At 44.6% G+C, this 873-nt stretch carries 2 protein-coding genes; both read right to left on the bottom strand.

Annotation, left to right across the window (positions count from 1 at the left end):
* Positions 1–506 precede the first annotated feature (506 nt).
* The gene (locus C900_RS31095) at positions 507–701 is read right to left on the bottom strand and encodes an AbrB/MazE/SpoVT family DNA-binding domain-containing protein (protein WP_083867603.1); all 195 of its coding nucleotides are present in this window, start codon (positions 699–701) and stop codon (positions 507–509) included.
* The coding region (locus C900_RS30475; RefSeq protein WP_221408174.1) for a hypothetical protein at positions 671–873 on the bottom strand (203 nt) is incomplete at its 5' end. The genes C900_RS30475 and C900_RS31095, both read right to left, overlap by 31 nt.

Below are 873 nucleotides of genomic sequence, written 5' to 3' on the forward strand. Positions count from 1 at the left end.
AAGGTAGTGCAGTGTAAGCTATTCCATTCGCAGGTAATAAGGTGTTCCGCCTTCATTCCACTTTGTTCCGTCAGCCTAAAAAACAAGGCTATACAGAGCTTCACTACGTTACGGCCTTGTTTTTTAGGCTTCCTTCACACGCTCCATTCAGTTGTCACGGCAGCTCCTGTGTCTGCTGTTAAAGTTCCGTTGAAGAATAAAAGTGGCTTAACAGCATCCACCCGCTGCCCTGAGTTTGTGCTCGCCTGCGGGCTCTCTCGGACACGCACAGTCGCCCTGCGGGACTTCTCCTGTACGGCCTCGTTCGCACTCGCAAGGCGGCTCGCAGATAAACGACCTGATTCCCGTTTTCAATCAACCAGAGTAAAGGCCTGCATTTCTTACCGCGCGCTGACCCTTCAAAGCCTGATCACATGAGCAGTGCGCTTGGAGCATTTTTGTAGATGCTGCAAAAAATTGGCGTCTGACCTTTTTAAAGGCATTTTTCACATCATCTACAAAAACGGCTATTCCTTTTCCCAGTCTTTTATTATAATACCATCCCCATACCGTTTTACGACTAATTTCTGTTTACTTCTCCATCCTAATTCCCTGACGATATCGATTGGCAATGTAACTGCATAACTGCTGCCTCCGGCCTGTTTGGTTAAACTCCTGATGTTGTGGTCTTCTATTTTTCTTCTGGATATTGATCTACGTATTTAAATATATATTTATCTACGTAGATATTTAAGTAAACGTTTTTTTGAAGGGTAAAAGCCTGGACAACATTTGTAGCTTGTCGTGATCTTTGAAGGCTTTTAGCTTTCAAAAAAATGCTGCAAGCCAACTGCTTATTCTTTTCTGGCGCTGCTCTGATCATGGCGCTGCTAA

The sequence above is a fragment of the Fulvivirga imtechensis AK7 genome, from assembly GCF_000331535.1.
Taxonomy (GTDB): domain Bacteria; phylum Bacteroidota; class Bacteroidia; order Cytophagales; family Cyclobacteriaceae; genus Fulvivirga; species Fulvivirga imtechensis.